This window comes from Rania fehmarnensis (genome assembly GCF_056494185.1).
This window is the reverse complement of record NZ_CM151398.1, coordinates 683,837-707,777: the sequence shown is the minus strand read 5'-3', so window position 1 is coordinate 707,777 and position 23,941 is coordinate 683,837. Positions and strand designations below refer to the sequence as shown.

General features: G+C 54.0%; 5 protein-coding genes. 3 read left to right on the top strand and 2 right to left on the bottom strand.

The features are described 5' to 3' along the window. Window positions 1–226: 226 nt before the first annotated feature. The 3 genes from SH573x_RS02340 (at window position 227) to SH573x_RS02330 (ending at window position 21,919) form a co-directional block, all read left to right on the top strand. Entirely contained in the window at window positions 227–18,190 is a 17,964-nt protein-coding gene (locus SH573x_RS02340; protein WP_479352682.1) for a putative Ig domain-containing protein, read from the top strand. A gap of 246 nt (window positions 18,191–18,436) precedes the next feature. Continuing rightward, window positions 18,437–19,003 (top strand): hypothetical protein, encoded by a 567-nt coding sequence (locus SH573x_RS02335; protein WP_479352681.1) that lies wholly within the window; start codon window positions 18,437–18,439, stop codon window positions 19,001–19,003. A 282-nt stretch (window positions 19,004–19,285) separates the two neighbouring features. Continuing rightward, the gene (locus SH573x_RS02330) at window positions 19,286–21,919 is read left to right on the top strand and encodes an SDR family oxidoreductase (protein ID WP_479352680.1); all 2,634 of its coding nucleotides are present in this window, start codon (window positions 19,286–19,288) and stop codon (window positions 21,917–21,919) included. Between the two features lie 25 nt (window positions 21,920–21,944). On the opposite strand, the gene SH573x_RS02325 is transcribed toward SH573x_RS02330, so the two are convergent. Both SH573x_RS02325 and SH573x_RS02320 read right to left on the bottom strand, forming a co-directional pair. Next, window positions 21,945–22,427, bottom strand: a complete 483-nt coding sequence (locus SH573x_RS02325) for a DUF6714 family protein (RefSeq protein WP_479352679.1) — start codon at window positions 22,425–22,427, stop codon at window positions 21,945–21,947. 108 nt (window positions 22,428–22,535) lie between these two features. After that, window positions 22,536–23,876, bottom strand: a complete 1,341-nt coding sequence (locus SH573x_RS02320) for an ankyrin repeat domain-containing protein (protein ID WP_479352678.1) — start codon at window positions 23,874–23,876, stop codon at window positions 22,536–22,538. Between the last annotated feature and the right edge of the window lie 65 nt (window positions 23,877–23,941).

The following is a 23,941-nucleotide window of genomic DNA, read 5'->3' as shown; positions in this document are numbered from 1 at the left end:
TGGAGTGGAAATCTGACCTGTAATAAACTCCACGCGAAGCCAACTTCACACCACAACAGGCTTGGCTTGAATAATTTCTGAGCCGATTCAGTCGGATTTTACGCATTAGTTACCGAAACAAACCATTTTAAACCGCTAAAGGGCCTGAGAATCCAGTCCGATGCCCGGCCATTTCAGGTCCTTAGCAGGTTGGGGCTTCGCCGCCTGGTTTTGCTGAGGTCTTCTTATGCGCAAGCTACTCTTATCGCGTAAACGCAACTTCCGAAAGCTACTTTCTCGCTTGCGTCGACAGCATTTCCAGCGAAGGATGCCGTTCGAACAGCTCGAACGTCGCGACATGTTGATCGGCTCGGACTGGAATAACGGACTATCTCCGCTAAATGTCAACAATGATCAGGAAGGCTTCATTACGCCCATCGATCTGTTGCAAATCATCAACGAGATAAATACCAAACAGATTTCCGCTCCCAACGGCAAGCTGCCAGCAGTGACTGAGGTGGGAGCCATGCCTCCACCCTACTTAGATGTTAGCTGCGATCAATTCGTAACGCCCATCGATGCGTTGCTGGTTGTCAATCACTTGAATGGGGGTGTGGAGCCAGTCGGTCAAGCCTATACGCGGAGTGACGGGACGAGCGGGAATTTTTCGGCGTTCGGCTGCGGTCCAGCACTTCGCGAAGGAAGTTCTTTCATATCGTCCCTGACTACGCAGCTGGCCATTCCCAGCGATGCAGCGGCTTTGTCGTTTTTGTTGGAAGGCATCGAGTTTGACACCGCCAGCCAGGGGCAGATCCAAGATGGATTCGAAGCAGCACTATTGGACCAATCGGGGCGTTCCTTGGTGCATTCCATTGCGCCAGGACGAGAGGCATTCTTCAACTCCTCTGAAACAAGCTCGCCCCTGGGCAGCTCGCGCGTCGAATTTACCGGCAATCGAGTAACTCTGTCTTTACAAGATGTTCTGCCCGGAACGCAAGCCAGTCTGGTCTTTCGACTCATTAACAATGATGCGGATACGCAAACTGCTGTTGCCATTCGTTCAGTAGAGTTTTTATCCGCATTTGCTGGCGGCCAAGCCCCCCCTTCGCAATCGTCCGACGCACCTCGGTCACTCAGACTCACTACCGGCACTTTATCAGTGGGGGCTTCAAACACTTCGCTAGACATTTTGATCGAGACTCCTATAAATGAGAGCCACTTTGAGGCCGGAACAGAAGTGCTCGTCAGTGGTCATGCACCAGCAGGGTCGTTCCTGAGTCATGTAACCATCGCTGGACAGCCAGTCGAGGCGATGGATGCAGCAGGCAGTTTCTTCACACGCGTTTTGATTCGTCCAGGTCAGAATGTTTTTCAGGTCACCGCGACGGATGTACAAGGGCAAACCGTCAGTAGTACGCTCACACTGGTGGGTGACCAGCCAGCCACAGACGCCATAGATTTCTCATTACTCTCTGACGTCTCGGCCAGCTTCGCCAGTGAGTATGGACGCACGTCATTCGATAGCCAGAACAATGTTTTGTACGCCGACTTGTCATTGCGCAATGCAGGGCAGTATGTGGCCGACGCGCCACTCTTGGTCGGCATTCGCAATATCAGCGATCCGACGATCCGCGTTCAAGATTTCGATGGATTCACACCCGACGGAGTTCCTTTCTATGAATTCACTAAACTGATTTCTGACGGCGTGCTGCTGCCGGGTGAAGCCAGTGACGCACGGTCAGTCAAATTTTTTGTACCGAGCCACTCGCAGTTTACATACGAACTGGTAATCATAGGCGGAGTTAATCAGGCTCCGCGATTCACCTCGGTTCCACTCGTCGAAGCGATTGTTGGTAAAACCTACGCATACGACGTAGAGGCCATCGATGCTGATGACGATCAGCTTACATTCTCTCTCCTCTCCGCTCCAGACGGGATGACGCTGGACAGCAGCACCGGTCTGATTACTGCGAATCTAACAGCAGCAAGCGCCGGAACGCACATGATCCTGGTGCAAGTGGACGATGGTCGCGGAGGCTCGTCCCAACAGCGATTCTCGCTGTCCGCCATCGCATCTCCGCTGAATCGCCCGCCCGTGTTTACGTCGGTACCGCAAAGTTCTGCACAGGTAAGCACGCTCTACCGCTATCAAGCGCGGGCCAACGATGCCGATGAAGACAATCTGAACTTCTCCATACTCAGTGGTCCAACCGGCCTGGTGGTCGATTCGATCAGTGGCCTTATCAGCTGGACAGCCAGCGGCAACCAAGTCGAGCTTCAATCAGTGACTCTGCAAGTCAGCGATGGCCGTGGCGGTACGGCCACGCAAAGTTACTCGATTGCAGTCGGTCAACAACCTGGAAATACGCCACCTGTTATCATCAGCCAGCCCGTGCTGAACTTCGATACGCCACAACTGCCGCATGCACCCTCGGGTGACGTTACACCGATTCGTATCGACCTCGATCTGCCGCTGGGCGCATCGACGACACAAACTGTTTCGCTCACGCTGCCCTCGGTGGCAACCGGGCAGAGCTTTGCAGACATACTCTTCGTCGTCGACGAGTCCACGTCGATGGATGCTGATCAAGATTGGGTCGAAGGGATGATCCCTATCCTCGACGCAGCGCTTGAGGCTCGCGGCATTGGACCCAATCGCTATGTCGTGGTCGGTTACGGCGCCAACGCAACGTTTAGGCCTAGTCGCGAACCGGGCCATCCGTTCAATCTTATCGAAACGGCCACGCTAACTCTCTTCGGTCCAACCAGCAGCGTTGCCGTGGGCAGCGAGGCGCTGGGACCGATTCTAACTCCCAGCGCCTTCGAAGCTACTGCGACCACAACAGGCACACAGTTGCTGCTGGTTTCCGACACTTCCGATCGGCTGGGGGGTTATCGGTTTCGAGTGCTGCAACCAGGCACGACGATCGCTCCCCTGACGCTCAGTGGACTCATCAGCGGGAGTATCGATGTGCCCAGCGAAGAAGATAACTATACATTCACGCTCGCCGAGCCTAAACAACTCTACTTCGATGCACTCACGAACAACCTCGGCTTGAATTGGTCGCTAACGGGTCCAGCGGGGAAAGTCGTCGCTAGTCGCCAGTTCACAGCATCCGATGCGCGCTTTCTATCGGTCAGCCCCATGCTGGACCTGGTGGCTGGCGATTACTCATTGACGGTAACAGGCGCGTCGAGCGTGACTGGAGGGTATCAGTTTCGCTTGACCGACTTGGCCACGGCTACGCCATTGACGCCAGGCACTCCCATTACTTCGCAACTGACTCCAGCCAACAAGAGCGAAGTCTATCGCTTCACAGCCTCGGCTGGTGACCGCTTTTATCTTGACTTGATCGATCGTCCAACCGCAGGCGACGCCTTTTGGAAGTTGCTCGATCCCTACGGTAATCAGTTGATCAAACTTCCACTGTTTGAAGGATTCCAACAAGATGTATCAGGCGTGACGCTCGAGCAACCCGGCGACTACACGCTGCTGCTGGAAGGAGGCATTGGCGACACCGTGGCTGGGACCTACCGCTTGAACGTTCAACCGTCTCCCATCACGACTCTGCCGCTAACGCTTGACACTCAAATCAGTAGCGAGATCGCCGCTGCAGGTGAACTGGAGCGCTTCACGTTTTCTCTGTCCAGTGCAGAACTGCTCTACTTCGATTCGCTTAGCAATGCTGCTGATATCAAGTGGACGCTTTCCGGACCGATGGGATCCTTCGGCACGCATAGTTTCGCAAGCAGCACTGAAGGCGCATCGTTTCAAGGCAATCCTGTCTTCCGAGCGCCCGCCGGTGATTACACGTTAAGCATAGCAGGCGATAATGATGCGACTGGGCCATATGCCTTTCGCGTACGCACGCTGTCGTCAGCGACGGTGTTGACGCCGGGTTCGCCCGTCATCGGCGAACTGGATCCAGCCAACGAAACCGATATTTTTCACTTCACGGCTGCAGCCGGTGACCGATTTTCATTCGACCTGCAAGCCCGCACCAACGGAGGCGCATCGGATTGGCGATTGATCGATCCCTTCGGCAACTTAATCTTCACCAATTTATTTGCTAGTACCACGCAGGCGGATGTGGCTACGCTAACGCTGTCCCAACCGGGTAATTATACGCTGCTCATTGAAGGTCACGTCACCGACGCCTTGAGTGGCACTTATACATTCATGGTGGTGCCTCAAGGAAACATGCCGCCGCAGCCCCCTGAACCCTCTACAGCACTCGCCCTCGGCAGTGTCGTAAATGCTTCGATTGGCGTCGTCGGTGAAGTGGATCGGTATAGCTTTACGCTGGCCAACGCGTCGCTGCTGTACTTTGACTCTTCGACCAACAACAGCAACTTCAATTGGACCTTAACCGGCCCCGCTGGTACGGCTGTTAGCTCGCGAATGTTTAGCGCCAGTGACTCTCTGACCAACGTCAACCCGATCATCGACCTGGTGGCTGGCAACTATACACTGATTGTGGGTACTTTAGCAGGCAACACGGGCAATTACGCATTCCGACTCAGCGAACTCACAGCTGCACCTACGCTCACTCTGGGCACTGTTACCAGCGGCGATCTCACGCCGGCTAACGAAACGGATCTTTACAAATTCAATGCGCAAGCCGGTGAACAGTTCTACTTTGATGTGACTGCTCGAAGCAGTCCGGGTTCGTCGAACTGGCGGCTGGTCGATCCCTATGGCAATATCTTATCCACTACTAGCTTCAATACGACCTCAGCCGACTTCGGTGTTATACTTCTGAACCAAACTGGCGCCTACACACTCTTGCTCGAAGGTGCACCTGGTGACACATCCCCTGGCAATTACAGTTTCAATGTGCAACCTGCACCCGGTAGCACCACGCCGCTGACGTTGGGTAGCACGATCACCGGCTCGCTGGCCACAGCGGGCGATCAAGATCGCTACACGTTCGATCTCTCTACACCTGCTCGGCTCTATTTTGATGCGCTAACCAACAACGCGGATCTTAATTGGACGTTGACCGGCCCAGCAGGTCGGGCTGTCGATGCCCGTTCGTTCACTACTGCCGTTAGCGTTGTCGCAGTTCCGGCCGGCAATTACACGCTGTCGATCGACCTGCCAACAGACAAGACCGGCGACTATTCGTTCCGCCTGAGCGATCTAGCCACCGCGACGTCGCTTGCTATTGGTATTTCGACGAGTGACAACTTATCGCCGGCCAATGGAACCAACCTTTACCGCTTTGATGCCTTGCCAAGTGATCGGCTCTATTTCGACGTTCGGTCGCGCGCCGGTGGAAGTCAGGCCCGTTGGCATTTGCTCGACCCTTACGGCAACAGCGTCTTCAATAATTTCTTTTCGGAAACATCTTTCTCCGACGTCGAAGGGCCCGCCCTGCCCCAACCCGGTACGTACACATTGCTGATCGAAGGCGCAATCACCGACACTTCGGCAGGAGCCTACACGATCAATGTTCATCCATTCACAACCGCAGCGACACCGCTAGTCGTGAACTCGATGGTCAATGGCTCAATTTCCACGGCAGGCGAAAAAGACAACTATGAGTTCACATTGAATAGCCCAGCGCTGCTGGACTTCGATTCGCTAACCAACAGTGGCACGTTGACATGGTCGTTGACCGGTCCAAGTGGAACCATAGTAAGCAATCGCTCATTTTCTGTGAGCGACGGCTTCAATATTGCCAATCCCGTCGTCAACCTGCCTGTTGGCGACTACGTACTGACAGTGGACGGAACCGTTGATGCGCTGGGCGATTATTCTTTCCGCTTGAGCGATTTGGCTGCAGCTGAACCGATCACGCCCGGCACCGCTGTAAGTGGGTCGCTCGATCCTGCCAATGCAACAGAGCTCTACAAATTCGATGCCAATGTAGGAGACCAATTTTACTTCGATGTTCAAGCTCGGGCAGGCGCTACCGGCGCACGCTGGCGATTGATTGACCCATTTGGCGCGGTTCTCTTTAGCACTGCCTTTTCTACCTCCACAGATGTCGACAAGCTCACTCTAACTGCCGCGGGCAGCTATGCGATCCTGATTGAAGGGGCGCTGACGGACACTGGCACAGGAACTTTCACGTTTAACCTGCAACCGTCCACTATCAGTACGCAGATTTTAGACATGGGTAACACGATCAGCGGCTCCATCGGAGTTCCCGGCGAACAGGATCGTTACACATTTACATTGACTGCTTCGTCGCTGCTCTACTTCGACTCGTTGACCAACAATGGCAGCATCAACTGGACACTAATTGGTCCAGCCGGAACAGCCGTGCTCAATCGCCCCTTCAATTTCAACAATGGTGAGGTCAATCAGCCGCTGCTCAATCTCGTCCCTGGACCGTACACACTTACGATTGACGGTAGTATCGACACTATCGCAGCCTACGAATTCCGACTCAGTGAGCTATCCTCCGCCCCCACACTCACTCCGGGAGCTACTGTTTCCAGCACTTTGACGCCTGGCATCGAAAGTGATCTTTATACATTTCAAGCTTCGGCCGGTGATCAATTCTTTTTCGACCAACAAGATCGCACCGGCAATGCAGCCCACTGGCGTTTGTTTGATCCGCTAGGCAACAACCTGTTCCTCAGCAGCTTTGATAATCCTGCCAACGATGTCGATACGTTGACCTTTAGCCAGCCAGGAACTTATTCGTTGCTGATCGAAGGTTCACTGGCTGCAACAACTAATGGAACCTATTCATTTAACGTCCAACCTGTGACTTTCGTTACTCAGCCACTCGTACTGGGAAGCACTATTGCTGGTGCGATCTCCGCGCCTGGTGAGCAGGATCGATATACATTCAGCCTGGCGACTTCGTCACTGCTGTATTTCGACTCGCTGACAAACAATGGCAGAATCAACTGGACGTTGACCGGACCGGCCGGCACGGCTGTGCTCAACCGCAGCTTCAATTTTAACAATGGCGAGTCGAGCAACCCGATACTTAACCTCGTGGCCGGCGATTACACACTCACGGTCGATGGAAGTGGTGATGCCACTTCAACCTACGAATTTAATCTCAGTGAACTGTCGTCAGCGATTGCGCTATCGCCTAATGTCCCGGTCAGCGGCAGCCTGGACCCAGCTAATGAAACGGATCGTTTCCGTTTTACCGCGGCCGCCAACGATCGGTTTTCGTTTGATGTGCAGGCGCGCAATGGTGGACTGGGCGGTGCGCGCTGGAGGCTGATAGATCCTTACGGTTCGATATTGTTCAACACGTCCTTCAACGATACGACATCTGCTGACGTGGCCACGATGACGTTCGAGCAAACTGGCCAATACACGTTGTTGGTCGAAGGTGGCATCGTCGATACAGTCAGTGGAACGTACACTTTCAACGTTGTACCCCAGGGAACTGCCACACCACCACCTCCGTTGCCGTCAACGCCCCTAGTGCTCGGTACGACACTCAGCAACAGTATTTCTGCCGTTGGCGAACTTGATCGATATACCTTTAGCCTATCGACAGCATCGCTGCTCTATTTCGATTCACTCACTAGCAATGGAAACTTGAATTGGACTTTGAGCGGGCCAACTGGCGTCGTTGTAACCAATCGCAGTTTTTCGAGCAGCGATGCAGTCAATGTGGGCGTCAATCCAGTGCTCAACTTGCCGCACGGCGACTACACATTGATAGTGGCGGCCACAGGTAACATTACGGGCGACTATGCTTTTCGCTTGAACGACCTAAACGTGGCGACAGTTGTAACGCCTGGCACACCATTCAGTGGCAGCCTCGATCCCGCCAATGAAACGGATCTTTACCGCTTCAGCGCCGTCTCCGGAGATCGGTTTTACTTTGATACTCAGGCTCGAACTAACGCCGGCAATGCCCGCCAGCGGCTAGTCGATCCCTTCGGCAACATTCTCTTCTTCACTACATTCACGGGTGCCGATGTCGATGTGATCACGCTCGCACAGTCTGGCACCTATACGTGGTTGTTGGAGGGTGGTGTTGGCGATACGGGCATTGGCACCTACACGCTTAACGTGCAACCGATTGTGGGCAGTTCGACTTCGCTGACCTTCGATAGGCTGGTCAGTGGCAGTCTGGCTACGCCAGGTGATCAGGACCGTTATACCTTTACCTTGCTAGACTCTGCCCATCTCGTATTTGACGCCCAAACAAACAATGCCAGCCTCCTTTGGAGCCTCCAGGGTCCAACAGGCACGCTCATCGACAATCGCAATTTCACCAGCAGCGATGCGGCTAACGGTAACCCCGTGCTCAGCGTACCTGCTGGCGACTACACGTTAACGATTGACGCTACGGCTGACATCACCGCAGCCTACAACTTTCGTTTGAATACGTTGGCATCGGCGACCGCACTCATTCCTGGTACGCCCCTCAGTGGCACGCTTGAACCAGCCAATGAGACCGATCTATATCGATTCACGGCTACAGCTGGAGATCGAATCTACTTCGATACAACTGCGCGAACCAACGCTGGAACTGCCCGTCAGAGATTGGTCGATCCCTTCGGTAACATTCTCTTCTTCAACACTTTCATCGGTGCGGATGTCGATGTGATCACCGTCGCCCAGACTGGTACTTACACACTGTTGTTGGAAGGCGGCCTTGGCGACACCGGTAGCGGTACCTATACGATTAGTGTGCAACCAACCTCGTTCATCACTCAACCGCTCGAGCTAAATCGACCTGTCAATGCAGCGCTGTCGATCGTCGGGGAGCAACACAACTACACCTTTAATGGCAACGTTGGTCAGCGTATGTTCTTCGACCGCTTAGGGCCTGCGACGAACAACATTGTGCCAGCGTTATTTGCCCCAAGCGGCACCCAGGTCTTCAGCATCACCGATATTAGCGCCAACTTTGGGCCATTCTTCTTGCCGGAAACCGGTACCTATCGTCTAAGTCTTGACGGACTTGCCGATGCCTTCGGGAACTATGGTTTTCAACTCTATGATATAGCGACTTTGCCGCGGCCTACTGCCAGTGGCGACATCGCCGGTACGCTCGAATTCCCGCTGGGCAGCGATCTCTTCCAGATCGATGTAGCTGCCGGACAAAAACTAGTACTTGCTCCACTCGATGACCTGTATGTCGGTTCAGCTGAGCAAGCATCTGCGGCTATGCGCTCGCTGGTCGCCAACGGAAACTTTGAAGACGGTTACGAAGCGATCAATGTGGGACTAAGTCTGGATGTCTACCGGCCGGGTGCGGCTGTCAATGTCATCTTGGTCAGCGACGAAGATCGTGATGTGCTCGACCCGAGCCTCGATTTCTTATCTACTTTCTCCGCGCTCGAAAGCGTCGGCGCTAAGCTCAATGGTGTTCACGATGCTCAGTTTCGTGATGCCAATAATAACGTGGTTCTGGGTGTCGATTCGCATGGTACCGCTTACATTGCCGACGGCGCGGGCGGCTTCACAACCGCACCAGGCGGCACATTTGTTTCGACGGTCAGGCCGGCGCAAACGACCAAGGCCGATTACATCGACCTGGCCTGGGCGCTCCATGGTGCCGCTTGGGATGTAAACTTGCTGCGCGGTGGCGGACTTCCGGCCGCGTCCTTCACTAAGGCCTTTGTTGAGGTCAAGGCCAACGAGATCGAAGACCAGCTGGCCATCGATCTGGTTGCCTCCAGCTCAAGTGCCAGCGTGGAAAATCTCACCGGACTCGTCACCGGCATCGGAGCTGGCGAGACAGTTACGTTCGATGTCAAGCTGACGGGTGACGGCACCGCTCAGTCCTTCGATCTCCTCTTCACGCGTCCCGGCAGCAACGTAATTCTCGGATCAGTCCCTGTGACATTGAACACTGGCGACTACCTCTATCCGGTCCGAGCTGTTGATGTAGATGGCGATGCAATCACTTTCAGCCTGCTCACGGCACCAACTGATGCCACAATCGATTCCACAAGCGGCCGTATCACCTGGTCACCGCCTGGTGCTGGATCGTATCGCTTTGTCGTGCAAGCCGATGACGGTCGCGGCGGCCGGGATACTCAAGAGTATGATGTGATCGTCACTTCGGGGGCCGCCAACTCCGATCCCACCATAGCTTCCACCGCGCCTACTGAAGCCACGGCTGGACTGCCGCTGGCCTATCCAGTCCAAGCCACTGATCTCGATGGTGATCTGTTGACTTTTTTCCTTGCGCAAGCGCCCGCGGGCATGACCATAGACAGCGGCAGCGGCAATATTGCTTGGACGCCGACTGCCCAACAGATTGGTTCCCACGAAGTCAGCGTCCGAGTTATCGATGGCCGGGGCGGTGAAGTCTCGCAGTCGTTCACTCTCAACGTACTCGCCGATTCTGGTAATCGGTCCCCGCAAATTGTCTCTACGCCGCCGACTGAAGTGGCTACTGGTGAAACCTATCGTTACTCGACCACCGTCATCGATCTTGATAATGATGCACTTACGTTCGATCTGGTTGTGGCACCCAATGGGATGACCGTCGATCCTAACGGTCTCATTGCGTGGCGGCCTGTTGCCGAACACGTAGGCGACAACAATGTCATTCTGCGAGTTCGGGATGGTCGCGGCGGGGTCCACTTGCAATCGTTCCGAGTAACCGTCACGGCACCTGGCACCGCGCCCTGCTTCTCCACGCAGGCGCCGACCATCGATGCTATAGTCGGCCGGCACTACCAATATCAATTCCAAGCTCAAGATGCCGATGGCGATTCCGTCACGTTTCGTATGGACTCCGGGCCGCTCGGCTTGACGATCGATCCTGCCACAGGCGTGCTGGATTGGACTCCCGCGGCAGATCAAGTTGGACCAAATAGTGTAGTCATCACTATTACCGATAGTCAGGGGCTGCGAAGTAATATCCTCTTTACGATCAAAGTACTTGTAGACGAAGCTGTGGCCAACACCGCGCCTGTCATCAACACGCTACCTCGAACTAGCATCGGCCTAGGTGCAACATACCTATATCAAATTGGTGTGTTTGATGCGAACCATGATCCGCTGACGATTGCTCTACAGACGGCTCCAGCAGGCATGACGTTGAGCGACGACGGGATGATCCAGTGGCAGCCCACTCCCGGCCAACATGGCCACAACAATGTGGTGATTCGTGTCGAAGATAGTCGTGGTGGCGTGGTTAGCCAATCCTTTACCATCGAAGTCACCTCTGAGCGTACCAACGTCCCACCACGGATTTCGTCAACACCACTTCTAACAGGAGTAATCGGACGCGAGTATCACTACGACCTACAAGGTATCGATCCAGATAACGATCCTCGGTTTTGGAGTTTAGCAACTGCTCCACGCGGCATGTCGATCCATGAATCGCTGGGCACACTGTGCTGGATGCCGGAGGCTAATCAATTGGGTCCGGCCGATGTAGTCGTTCAACTCGATGATGGCCAGGGCGGATTCTTTACGCAAACATTCACTATCGAGGTCCGCGCCGCCAATCTGCCGCCGACAATTGTCTCGACTCCGACAACATTGGGCGCAATCGTGAGCACCTTCGCCTACGCTGTCCGTGCGGACGATCCAGATGGTGATGCGCTTACTTACTCTTTAACTACACGTCCAGCTGGAATGAACATCGACCCGAGTTCGGGACTGATCAACTGGGCACCCACTGTCGATCAGCTTGGTACGAGCAACGTAGTGGTGACGGTTAGCGATGGCCAAGGTGGTAGCGCGACACAAACGTTTGGCATCCTGGTGAGTACGACACCCTCTAACGAGCCGCCTATTATCACGACCGGACCTACCTTCGTCGCTTCGGTGGGCCTGGCTTACCGCTATCAAGTTGCGGCCACTGATTTCGAGGGAGACACACTCACGTTCGCTTTGACCTCTGCTCCCAGTGGCATGACAATCAATGCAACGACAGGCCTGATTGAATGGACGTCTAACGAGCTGCAGATCGGAAACCAGAACGTGAGGCTGACCGTTACGGATGTAGCAGGTAACGTTGCCAGCCAGCGATACACGCTGCGTGTCCAACCAGCCAATCGCCCACCAGAAATTATATCAGAGGCGGTGCGTCGCACCACAGCTGGATTGATCTATTACTACGACCTAAGTGCAAACGACCCTGACGTTGATCAGTTAACTTACACGCTCGTCTCATCTCCGACTGGAATGAACATTGATGCTTTGGGGCGAATTAGTTGGACGACTGCCATCGCTGACGTAGGCACACATTCGATTGCTGTTCGAGCAATCGATTCATTGGGTGCGTCGGCCAGTCAAAGTTACGAGCTGACTGTCGAGGCCGACATCGAAGCGCCGAACGTTATTGTCGAAGCGAGTGCGTCTCCTGCTGCTCTCGGCACGGAAGTGACCTTGTTCATCTCAGCGACCGACAACGTTGGAGTTGAGAGCCTGGTGCTGCTTGTCAATGGTGCGCCGGTGGCCGTCGATACTAACGGCGTGGCTGTTTTCCTTGCCACGTCCATCGGTACGGTTGCCATTACAGTTGAGGCAGCCGACGCTGCGAACAACCTAGGCCAAGACGCAATGTCATTGCAAGTGATCGATTTAAGCGATGGGGATGCGCCTATTGCTGAAATCACTTCACCCAGCGATGAGGCGGTAATTCGCACTGTGGTAGATATTGTTGGCACGGTCACAGACGACAATTTGCTTTTCTACACATTGGAAGTATCGGTGCTCGGCCTCGATTCATTTATCGAGATATCTCGTGGCACCACCAGCGTGGTTAACGGGGTACTTGGCCAGTTGGACCCAACGATTCTACAGAATGACACTTATGTTTTACGTCTAACAGCAACCGACACGGGCGGCAATACTGCAACGACGGAGCAGATCGTTCATGTCACGGGCGATTTGAAGCTTGGTAACTACAACCTATCGTTCATCGACTTGACCGTACCAGTGTTGGGGATGCCCATCACGGTCGGTAGAACTTACGACACCCTTACTTCGACAGAATCCAGCGATATCGGGTTTGGATGGAGATTGGAATATCGTGACATGCATCTTCGAACAAGTGTTGCCAAGAGCAGCTTCGAAGAGTTTGGCATCTTCAATCCGTTCAAGTCAGGCAGCCGAGTTTATGTAACACTGCCTGGGGGAGAGCGGCAAGGTTTCACGTTCCGGCCGACGGTCGCCGACGGACTTCGTGGTAGTTTTCTAGGAATCTTCGAGCCGCACTTCGTACCCGACGCTGGCGTCAAAAGTTCGCTGACCGTTAATGCGGCTGATCTTCGGTTTAAAGCGGATGGCACGGTCTACGATTTCACAACTGGAACTGCATACAATCCAACCAACCCAGCGTTTGGAGGATTCTATCAGCTAACGACGAAGGAAGGCGTTGCCTACTCGATCAATGGTCAAACCGGCAATCTCACGGCTCTAAGCGATCCCACGAATAACGTCTTGCGATTTACCGACGCTGGGATATTGGGCCCCGAGGGAAATTCGGTCACATTCGAGCGAGATCCTCAGGGCCGTATCACTGCGGTAGTGGATCCGTCCGGTCAGCGCATTGGCTATCGATACGATGCTCGCGGCGACCTTATCGCTGTCACCGACCGAGCGAGCAACACCACGACCTTCGGCTATCGCGATGCTCCATTACACTACTTGGATCAAGTCATTGATCCGCTCGGCCACACGGGTACCCGCACTGAATACGATTCATCGGGCCGCCTTGTGCAGCTCATTGACGCTGCCGGCAATCCTGTACACTTCAGTTACGATCCGAGGCAACTATTCAATACGGTCACTGATCCGCTTGGCAATACGACGACCGAAATCTACGACGAGCAGGGCAACACACTGCGCCACATCGACGCGTTGGGGAACGAGTTTGTTCGCAGTTATGATACCGACAACAATAAACTCAGCGAGACAGATCCGCTAGGGCGGACAACACAGTTTACCTACAATGATCGCGGCGATCTTCTCAGTAGAACTGATCCATTGGGTAACACGACAATCGCAACGTATCAAGCATTCACGCGAGGCACGACTTCGGATGCTGCGGTTCACGGCGAAGCAGCAGCCCCATTTACGCGACTCTTGTCAGAAACCGATCCGCTTGGCAATACGGCGCAATTTAGATATGACGCCAATGGCAATTTGACGACAACGATCGACTATGAGGGTAATGTTACAACGTTGACTTACGATTCGCCGCAACGGCCCGCAGTCGCGCTTACAGACGCTTTGGGAAACGTGACGCGCTTTCAGACAGTCAACGGGCTGCTCGTCCAGCAAGTGGATGCGCTCGGCAATGTGAGCAACTTTACCTACGATGCCAACGGAAATCAGCGTTCCATCGCTTACACGCTGACGTCCCCAGATGGGAATGTGCGCAACGTTACCACACATATTGAGTACGATGCTCAGCAACGCGCAACTGCTGTGACCGACGCCGAGGGCGGCGTTTCTCGCAAGTCCTATGATGCCGTGGGCAATCCGACAACAGAAATCGATGCAAGCGGACGAGTTACTCAAAACAACTATGACAACTTGAATCGATTGATCGAAACGGTCTTTCCCGACGATACACCTAATGATCCTGCTGACAATCCTCGACGCCGTTATGAATACGATGCTGCCGGACGCAGAACTGCGTCCGTCGACGAGGAATCGCGACGCACGGAATTCGAGTACGACGCAATTGGCAGACTCATCCAAACGCGACTCCCAGATGGCACGTCAACGCAATCAGTATATGACGCCAACAGTAACATAATTGCGCGTGTTGATTCTATGGGCCGTCGCAGTGCAATCCAATACGATGCAAATGGACACGAACTTGTTCGGACCGATGCGATTGGAGGTACAACGACTACAAGTTACAACGCTGCCGGACAACCTATCTCTGTTGCCGACCCACTCGGGCACACTACTACTTATGTATATGATGCATCGCTTCGCGTAATTGAGACGCTGTACGCCGACGGAACTAGTATTGTCAACGATTATGACGCAATGGGACGAGTCATCTCCAACACCGACCAGGACGGTCAGAAAGTGCAGTTCCAATACGATGCAATTGGCCGACAAGTCATGATCATTGATCCGCTCGGCAATTCGACAGCTTTCGCCTATGACGAAAATGGAAATCAACTAACCAAAACCACGACTCAAACGGCTTCTGGCGAAACTCGGGACGTTACGATTCAACGCAAATATGATGCCCTCGGGCGAGTTACCTCCACGACTGATGCCGAAGGCCATGTTACGCGATCTGAATATGATGCCGTCGGCAACCTCGTTGCCACAATTGACGCACTCGGCCGACGAACAACATTCCGTTACGATGATCGAAACCAACTTGTCGAAACAATTTATCCCGATAACACGCCATCGACTCTTGAGGACAATCCACGTACACGAAGCGAATACGACGCTGCTGGACAGCAAGTCGCTCGTATTGACGAACTTGGCAGGCGAAAACTCTATCAGTATGACCTCCAAGGTCGACTCATAAAAACAACATTTGCAGACGGCACATTTTTGCGGGCTGAATATGACTCTCTTGGACTGATGATTGCTGAAATCGATGAGCTTGGTAACCGCACCGAGTTCGAATACGACGAAAACGCTCGTCTAAAGTTAAAACGCGACGCGCTCGGCAATTTGAACAGTTACACTTACGACGCTAAGGGTCGGAAGACTTCCCAGACTGACGGTTTAGGTCACACTACTCGCTTCGTGTACGACTCGCTGGGACGACTGGTTGAAACCGAGTACGCAGACGGTACCAGGTCCTCGAACCAATATGATGCACGGGGCCTATTGATTGGTAGCATCGACCAGTTAGGAAGGAAGACGCAGTATCAATACGACGCGATTGGTCGTGCAATTGCAGTGATAGATGCGCTTAGTCAACGCACCGAATACACTTACGATGAGCTAGGCAATTTGGCGAGCCAGCGAGACGCCAATGGCAACGTAACAAGGTTTGAATACGATCGACTTTCCCAGTTGACTGCAACTGTGCTCCCGCTTGGCCAGCGTTCGGAGACGGCTTATGACGCCGTCGGAAACATTGCCACTGTTCGGGACTCCAACGCGGATTCGATCACTTACACCTACGATGCCCGTAACCGCCATACATCGAAACAATTTATCGATGGAAGTTCGGTGACGTACACGTATACGCCTACGGGCCAACTCAGCGCGGTCACGGATGCGCGCGGCTCAACTGTTTACTCTTACGATACACGGGATCGCTTGTTAACTCGCATTGATCCCGATGGTGCACAACTACGCTACACCTACGATGCTGTCGGCAACCCGACTTCAGTGACGGCCAGCATTGACGAATCTAGCTTCACCACGCAATCTACGTTTGATCCGCTCCATCGTTTTCTGACTGTATCCGATCCTGTTAGCGGCACGACGCAATACGAGTACGATGCAGCCGGTAACCTTGTGCAAACGGAACTGCCAAATGGAATTGTGGAAACACGCAGCTACGACGATACGAATCGGCTACTAGTTGTAGAGAGCCTGGGTCCGTCTGGAATCATTGCAAGTGTCCGATACACACTGGGACCAACCGGGCGCAGGGATGCAAAGGTGGAACTTGGAGGTCGTCAGGTCCATTACACGTACGACGATTTGGACCGATTGACTCGCGAGACCACCACCGATGCTGTACTTGGGGACCTGACACTGGATTACGCTTATGATCCAGTTGGCAATCGTTTGACACGCATTGACTCTGCTAAGGGGTCGACCGAGTATGCTTACGATGCCAACGATCGGCTGCTCACGGAGGTATCCAGCTCGGGGCTGACAGAATACACGTATGACGATAACGGCAACACGCTTTCGCGAGTGAGTGCCACGGATCGCGTCTTCAATCAGTGGGATTCAGAGAACCGTTTACTTGCGGTAGACTCCGATGGAGACGGCACGACCGACGTACGGAACAACTACGATTTCCAAGGAATCCGAGTTTCTCAAGAAGTCAATGGCCGTGAGACACGATTCTTGGTCGACGCAAATTCAAATCCACGCGTCTTACTAGAATATCAAGCCGACAGCTTGGTGATCGACTTTTACGTATACGGCAACGGACTCATCAGCCAACAAAGAGACGATGTCCGCTCTTATTATCACGTTGACGGGCTGGGCAGCACACTCGCACTCACAAGTGCCACCGGACAATTGCTCAACAAATATGTGTATGACGCGTTTGGCCAAGTGTTGCAGCAAAGTGGCACTACGCCCAATTCCTATTTGTTCGCCGGTCAACAGCGTGATGCCTCACTCGGTCTTGACTACGCAAGGGCCAGATACTTCGATCCGAGCACCGGTCGATTCACTGCGGCTGATCCACTTCGTGGATATAACAACGAACCGCTTTATGCTTATGCTATGAACAATCCCGTAAACTGGACTGATCCAACGGGCAAGTTCACAGTTCGCGAAACGTTCCTCATACAAGTATTGCTAAGCGAGATCCAAGGGGCAGTCTTAGGCTATTACACGGGAGGCTGGCAGGGTGCCCTGGCCGGTGCAGCTTTCGGCGTCGTTAGCGGTGGCACCTTTGGGACCATGGTGCGTGGTGTCGGCATTGCAGGTGCATCGCGATTTGGACTTTCCGTTGGCACCAGTATCTTCGCTTCTGAACTTGCCTTTAACTTGGCTACCGCAACCTCAGGCATTTACGACGTGCTAACCACCGACGGCAAAGAGAGGGTAGCATCGCTCATGGGCCTAGCCATGGGCGTGGCTGGCTTCGCTCCATATGCTGTCAGTCAAGCCGGTAGTGCTAAAGGACGAGTTTTCGGAGCGAGCAATCCCACAGAGGAAGCCGTGTGGAAATTTGTCGCCCAGCGGACTGGAACAGACATCACCATTGAAGGCACAGGTGCCAACCCGTGGACTAAGAAAGTTCGTATCGAGGGTGGCGTCGGACAGACGACTGGTGAAATCATCAACTTCGAAGGCGTCCATTCAGCCAGCGCGATCGCGAACGAATTGCAACATTCATATGCAAACGTCAAAGTCGCCGTGCTTGACAAAGGTGCCTACAGTCAAGAGCTGGTTAATTATCTGTTCCTGAATGCTGGCAACAGTGCAACGCAAGAGAGCTTTGTAACCGTTCAATTCTGGGAAAGGAGCGGTAATGGATTGGTCAACGTTGGCAGTTATGCAGAGATACCCCCACCATCATTGCTTACGCCGAAGCCAATACCTCCGAAATTGACTGGACCCAAAAATCCCCCACCCCCAGCACCCTCTGTTCCAGCGTCTTACGCAGGGGGTGACGACTAGGACAAGTCGGCTCTTGACTTATCACCGAGCGAAAGTGCCTTCATTGAATGCTCGACCGTTGAAATCTTGCCAATTTATTGCGCCGCTCGACTCCTGGTTTACGCATGAGGTAAGTAGTCCGCAGCACTCAGTGGCTACCTGCCATGAGTCCTTTTAATGAGCAGCCTGTTACTAAAAGCCTGTTACCAAATAGGCACCGTGTTACTTTTCTCTAGCCTAGCGTAACCCAAACTTTGGAGATCAACAATGCAAACGTCAACCAATGCTACAGATGCCAATGAGAGCGGCTTGAGCCGCCGCCGTTGCTTTGCTGCAGGCGCAGCCCTACTTGGGGCTGCCGCGATGTCTGCCTCTGCCAGCGAAGCACAGGCGGATGGCGGGGGCAACGGCGCCAACGACGACGAAATTTTGTATGGCCACGGTACGGTTTGGAATCGCGACCTCCCCGGCCCTGCCGCGGCACTGAATCTCTCGTTCGACATGCGAGTCAACCTCGCAACCGGGCTCGGCTCTGGCAGCGCGCATGATCCAGTTTATCCCGAATGGAATATCCACTTTGCCATTGCTTCGGCCGAAGAGAAGCGACTTCGTGGCGGCGAGAGTCGATTCACATTACGGGGTGTCGTAACGGACGCGATTAGCCCCAACCTGATCGGCTTGCCCGTAAGAATTCTCGCAGAAACGCGACGCGACACCACGGTCGTCGCCATTGCCATCGGTGACTTGGCTTTCGTCGGAGCCGGACTGGTTGTAATTGCCATCATCGCGATCTTAATCGGATTGTTGCTTCCGGCTGTCCAGAAGGTCCGATGAAGAACGAACGCATTCCACCGTCCCACCGTATACTTGTGCATCTCATGACGGCGAGAATAAAGATCCACGATGCTACAATGCGTTCACTGTAGGGGCCTGGACAGCGATCTTGGCCCGCATCTGCGTTGAAAAGTTAACGAATCGCTCGATTTTGGTTAAGAACCTGAACGCACTTCCGGTAAGCGCTCGGGCATTTATTTCCTGTCCGGCCGTAAGCGAGTGAACCGGTTCGGTCGCTGGAAACGTTTCAGCGAGAACCAGATTTGTAGGATTCCATTGAGCGTGTCAGACCTTGAGGGAGAGTGGGTTTTCGTCACCGGCGCGACGGGTTACGTCGGTGGTCGGTTGGTACCGGCCTTGCTGCGAGCTGGTTACATGGTTCGCTGCCTGGCTCGCGAACCACGCAAGTTGGAAGCCAGACCTTGGCGAGCGGACCCTAAAGTCGAGGTGGCCAGCGGAGACTTGTCGGATGTTGAGCAAACCGTCGAACAATTGCGTGGCTGCACTGTCGCGTACTTTCTTGTTCATTCGATGGAAGCTTCAGGCGGCAAATATGCCCAGCGCGATCTGCAACTAGCTTCCAACTTTGCTCAAGCCGCTTCGATCGCTGGCGTGCAGCGGATTATCTACTTGGGAGGCCTTGGCGAACTCGGTGATGGCCTCAGTCAACACTTGCGGTCACGACGCGAAGTCGAATCCATGCTGGCTTCCACTGGCGTCCCGGTCACTACTTTTCGCGCTGCCATGATCATTGGTTCGGGCTCAGCCTCTTTCGAAATCTTGCGCTACCTCGTCGAACGCTTGCCCGTGATGGTGACGCCGTCGTGGGTCTCGACCGAATCTCAACCCGTAGCCATCAGCGATGTATTGCATTGGCTAGTGCAATGTTTGTCCGTACCCGCGACCACTGGCCAAACGTTGGAGATCGGAGGTCCCGATGTTTTGCCGTATCGCGAGTTGATGCGAATCATGGCTGAGGAGCTGCACATTCCGAAGCGATTGATCGTGCCTGTCCCCATACTCACTCCTAAATTGAGCTCGCTGTGGATCAGCCTGGTCACGCCGGTTTCGTACAAGATCGCCAGGCCGCTAGCCGAAGGCCTGCGCAATCGCGTCGTCGTCACCAATGACAAGACGCAACGCATGATGCCACACGCAGCGCTCGGAGTTAGGGAAGCAATCAAACGTGCACTGCACAAGATTGAGCTGAACGAAGTCGAAACCCGCTGGTCAGTTGCAGGTCCCATCGTCGGTGATCCCCATTGGGCAGGTGGAACTGTGTTTACCGATCAACGCTCAGTGATCATTAACGCCGACTCCGCCTCTGTCTTCGCAGCCGTTTGCCGTATCGGCGGTGGCAACGGTTGGTACGCCGGTGATGTTCTGTGGCGACTTCGCGGTTGGATGGACACGCTGGTCGGTGGCCCTGGTTTGCGCCGCGGCCGACGCGACAGCGAGCGCGTAGAGTTTGGCGAAGCCCTCGATTTTTGGCGCGTCGTTGGTATCGATCGCGATCGATCTTTGTCACTGCTGGCAGAAATGAAACTGCCGGGCGTAGCCATGTTGAATTTTGATCTCGAACCTGATGATGTTGGTCGCACCAAATTGACGATGACAGCCAGGTATCGGCCTAAAGGGTTGTTCGGAATTCTGTATTGGTACGCGGTGCTGCCCTTACACAACCTTGTTTTTGGTGGCATGTTGAAAGGTATACGCAAGACAGCCGAGAAGACCCACTTCTCTAAGGCGCACACCGCATCGGAGCCTGTTAAAGATACGATCGTCGCACCTGGCTACGGACGTGCACGACTGTGGTTAGGCATTTCTGCGGTCGGAACAATGGTCACGCTCTCCGCGCTCGGGCTGGCACTGGGCATGCCAGCGGCAATGCGGCCGGCCAGCGATTCCGGCTTTGGCGGCCAGGTTGCCAGTCTTATTTTGTTCTGCTTGATCTACATGTTAATACAGCTACCCTTTGATTTTCTGGGTGGGTACTGGTTGCCCAAACGCTTCGGTCGCGTGCATCCTAATTTCAGCCGGTTTCTAGCTAATCTGCTCCGCGGTGTGGCGAGTCATGGCATCTTGTTGCTGACCACCGCCGTCACGCTGATGCTGGCCGGCAAGTATGCAGGGGTAGGCGGCGTTGTGGCCACCGGATTGATGATCAGTCTGTTATTGTTGCGATTGCGAGTGCACGTGGCCGCGATGATGTCGCCGCTGGGTATGGCAAATGGCACTTCAGCCACCTCCTCGGCCGATGTGTTAAGCGTGATGAATGCCGAAAGTGATGACGAAGGTTTTACGGGAGGCATCGCGGGAGTACTGCGTCCCACTTACCAATTGTTGCCGAAGCGGTGGCAGAAAGTGCTGGGCCCTGAAGGTACTGAGGTGGCCCTCAAACGCCGCAGCTTGGCGACCAAGTCGGGCAGTTGGCTACGAGGAAGAATCGCGGCGCTCAGCTTTACCACGGCCGGTCTGTTAGTGGCCGCTTTGTTAGTAGGCTCATCGCAGCTCGGCACGGCTTGGGGCACCATTCAAGTTAGTCTGTGGTTCAGCCTGTGGTCATTCCTGGGGTTGCTTACCTTGCCTACACTTAGTCGACGCGGCGTAATCGAAGTCGACGAGCGTGCCCAGGCTGAAGGGACACCAGCGTCATTGATGCGAATGGTTACCGAACGTCTCGACCGATTGCAGGACGGCGAACGCGCGCGATCATCGTTGGTTGAGACCATCTTTCATCCTGTACCGAGTGTCGAGAATCGGCTGGAAGGCCCCAGATCCCATCACGTGGTGGGCTTCTGGGATGCGGCTCGGACATCCATCTACCTTAGTATCGCTGGCCTCGGTCTGCTCGGTCGCGCTGTCCACTGCAATTGCGGCCGACCAGCGTTGTGGGTTTTCTTGCCAACCGATTGAGCTCTTTCATCAGCACGTCGACACATCAGTTTTTCAGCCAGAGCTGGGCCGCCGATTCCAGGTTGGATTTGAGGCCTGGTTGGAATTCGCCATAGGCATGCAGGAACTGGACAATCGCCGCTATTTGTTCAGCTGTGAGCTGAGGCTTGAAGCGGTTGATGAATTTGGGGTTGGTCACGCGAACCATGGCCGCATCGACACTGCAGTTAGAGACTTGATGATAATTGCGAAGCGAGAAACACATGGCGGCTGGCAAGTGGAATAAGATACCGGCCGGATCCATGAACGCCATCGCAGAAGGTGTATGCATGATCACCTCGTCAGCAATACGCTTCCAATCGTCGTGCTCGTCGAGGTCGCGAGCTAAGGCCTGCTCCTCTTCGTCATCGTAGTTGTCGATCGCATCGGCTTGACGCACAGAGATTCCTGAACCTAAACGCACATCTGCAAATGCAGCTTCGATGGCGGCGATAGCCGACTGGATGATTTCGGATAATGGCTCGCTCAAACTCAACGCTCCTGAGGCTCACAAATACCGTTTTCGCTGCCGTGGCCAGCGACGGACCTTTCAACTGCCAGCAGAATACACCAAAGCGGCGATGCAGTTAGGAGCGAATTATGGATTCGACCTGCGCTTTGGCAGCGTGGGGCTTTGCAACAGTTCTTTTAAACTACATCCATAATGACCTTTACACAACTCGTCGATGATATCGCCGATGTGGGGATTCGTCTGTCGACTAGCGCCTGCTGTGGCAAGAATTTTTACAATCTCGATCTGACGTGGATACTGCTGCGGATTGCACTTGCTCAAGCCTAGGATCGCTGGTTGAAGTTCATTAACAGAGCCCTGGCCCAGTGGCACACCTGCGTCGAGCAAGAACTTCAAACAATCAACTTCACCTACGCTGAACTCGAGCAATTCAGCGATGGGAGAAATATACCGTTGTTCGTAGGAAATTGGCTGTTCCAGCCGCTTGGCGAAATCCTGCATATCGTACCAACTGCTGCGCCCAAAGATCTTTCGCAATACATCGATGTTTGGTTTCCGAACCGCATTTAAAATCAACTCGTCTCTGCATTGGCTCGGACCTTCTGTCGTGGCGCCAGCATCCAACAGTAAGTGACTGATCTCGTGATAACCCAGTGCCAGCGACAGTGCCAGAACTGGAAGGTTTGCCCGAAGATAGGGATTGAATAGTTGCTCTTCGAAAACCGCACGTGGGTGAGTCGCCAGATATGCTCGAACCTCGTCGACCCGTCTGGTAGCAATCATTTCCGGAAGAGCGTATCGAAAGCCTCGGTCTCTGAATTGTTGAATTGCTCCCGCATCGCCCTGCCAGTCCACGATATCAAGCGCCCGAACGCTAGTTGTCGGCAAATCCTGCAGCAGCAGCTCGATCAACTCTGGTCGGCGGGCGTTTGGATCTGTAACGGTGTAACACAGCAGTCGTTCCCGACTAGAAACGCTGGCCGCGACTCCGGACTCTTCTAGGTATGGAACGCGAACTATTGGCTCGGGGACCTTATCGAGGTGAGGCAGCAGCAACTTTAGGGTTCGCAAGTCTCCTTGGCGTACTAACTCATGGATTTGATACCAATCGGGAAACGCATCGTTTGCGATGAAGGGCTCGACGAGGCGAACATCTCCACTGGTGAAAGCAGTCAGGGCCGCTGACTGAGGATGCGCGTCTCTTTTCAAGAGGTAATCGATCATGGGCACATCCTTGTTCTCAATAGCAGTCAACAGCAGTTGGTCATTCCACGTATTGACTTCAGCGCCTTGATGGATCGCTTGTTCAGCCGCTTGCAGATCACGACGCGACACTGCCTCGTTCAACCGCTGCGCCAGCCGTTCTTCCTTGCTCGGCCCGAAATTCCATCGCCAGAGCACTAGCAGTGCGCAGAAGAGTCCAATCAGTATCACAAAATGCTTGAGACTGAATTGAAAGAATTTCATCGCAGTGCCTGCTCCCGCCATCGGCCAAATCTTGCAGAACCTACTGGTTCCATTGTAGACGAGAG